Here is a 1988-nt window from a genome sequence, read left to right as displayed (position 1 = left end):
CGTAGTAGTCGTCGGCGCAGCGGAATCCCACGTACTTCGCGCTGGTGTCGGCGCCGACTCGCCGCAGGAAATCGCCGAAGCGCGTGCCGCCCCAGCGACCGATCGCGCTCCAGCCTTCCACGCAGATGCGATGCGGCGGCCGATCAGCCGCCGGCGGTGCCGTCGAGCGCGTCGAGATCGGCGCGGATCCGCTCGACGATGCGATAGGCGCCCTGCTCGGTGGCGCAGCGCAGCGCCTGCAGGAAGCCGCGCCGCGTGACCTCCTGCGCCTCGCCGCGTGCGCGCGACAGCACGCCTTGCAGATGCAGCAGCCAGGGCATGGTCCAGCGCTCGCCGGTGCGATCGGCGCGGCGCACCGCCTGGGCGATGCCCTGCGCGAGCGTGTCGGCCAGCGCCGGCGTGGTGGCCACGGGGATCGCTGGCAGCAGGGTGGTGACGAAGGCCAGCTCGACCGGCGGCACGCGATGCGATTCGAAGCGGCGCGCGATCTCCTCCACCAGCGACAGCGCGGCCGAGGCGTCGCCCTGCCGGCTCAGCAGCCAGCGCTGCACGTCCAGCCCGGTGCGCAGCCAGCGGCGCGGCGCGGTCGAGCTGGCCAGTTCGACCAGCGCCGCGGCATAGGCTTCGGCGCGCGGGGCGTCGTCGTCCACCACCGCCAGCGCGCAGGCATGGCGCAGCGCCACGCAGCAGGACAGCGGCTCGTTGTCGGTGGCGTTCAGCTCGGGAATCTCGCATTCGCGCGGCGTGCCGCCCACCAGCCATTGCACGGTCGACAGCGCCGCGCCGGCGATCAGGTGCAGCGACAGCCCATGCCGCGTGGCCAGCGCGCGTGCCTCGCGGATCACGTCGGGCAGCGCGACGTTGGGCCCGTCGGGCATGCCGCTGAGCAGCGGGATCGCCATGTGCAGGTCGCCGGTATAGGCGCGCAGCAGGCCCTCGATCAACCGCGCGTTGTGCTGCGCGGCCGGCCAGTGCGCCGCGTCGGCGATCTCGGCGTACTTGCGCGCGAATTCGCGCGCGCGATCGGTCTCGCCGCGGATCTGGGCGCGGAAGAACAGGTGCAGCAGCGCGCGCAGCCGGGTGGAATTGTCGGCGCAGGCGCTGGCGATCTCGTAGGCGCGCTGCCATTGCAGGGCCGCCTCGCCGGCGGCGTTGCGCTTGCAGGTCAGCGCGTTGGCGAGCGCCGCCGCCACGCGCATCTCGGGGCGGATCCGGCGCACCTCGCCGTCGTTGCCGCAGATCGCCACGCGCCGCGCCCAGCCCACGTATTCGTCGCCGAGCGCGAGCCGCACCCACAGCGGCGCGGAGTGGTCGAGCAGGTCCGCGCCCAGTTCCGGCTTGCCGGTGTCGATCGCCCATTCGAGCGCGGCGCGCAGGTCGGCCAGGTCGTGGCGCACCGAAGGCGGCGCGAGGAACGGGCCGGCGCCGAAGCGGCGCGCCACGATGCGCGCGATCAGCGCCGCGTGCAGCGCGCCCGGCGTGGCGCGCTCGGGCGTGCGCGCCAGCGTGGCCAGCGCGAAGCGGCGCACCGACGGCGGCAGTTGCAGGCGCAGCTCGCCGTCGCATTCCACGTCGTCGACCAGGCCCGCGCTGACCAGTTGGCGCAGCCGCCGGCGGGCCGCCTCGGGCGGCGTGTCGTCGAGGCCGAGCGCGCGGTCGAAGGCGATCAGCAGCCCGATCGCCGCGCCTTCCTCGAAGGCGCCGTGGAACAGGCCGAGCCGGCGCAGCGTGGTGCGCGTGCCGGGGTCGAGCCGGCCATGCACGAAATCGAGGCAGGCGAACTGCAGGTCCGCATGGGGCAACAGGCGCCGCCGCGAGCCCGAGCGCTGCGCGAGGAAGCGGTCCAGGTCGGTGGCGCAGGCCACGAACACCGAGCGCACGTCGCCGTTCGAGGCCAGCGCGGCGGCCAGGTCGGCCGCCATCAGCTCGACCGGATGCGGCATGCCGTCGAGGCTGGCGCAGATCGAGGCGGCCGCGGCCAGCGCATC

General features: G+C 74.7%; 2 pseudogenes. Both read right to left on the bottom strand.

Going from position 1 to position 1988, the window contains the following annotated elements:
* Positions 1-127 (bottom strand): annotated as a pseudogene (locus F3J18_RS38460) (molybdopterin-binding protein); the annotation flags it as partial.
* 16 nt (positions 128-143) lie between these two features.
* A pseudogene (locus tag F3J18_RS37005) lies at positions 144-1988 on the bottom strand (transcriptional regulator); the annotation flags it as partial.

The organism is Burkholderia sp. Ax-1720 (genome assembly GCF_011753035.1).
GTDB classification, from domain to species: Bacteria; Pseudomonadota; Gammaproteobacteria; order Burkholderiales; family Burkholderiaceae; genus Burkholderia; species Burkholderia gladioli.
Note: the sequence above shows the minus strand (reverse complement) of the source record. Positions and strands in the feature narration are given on the sequence as shown.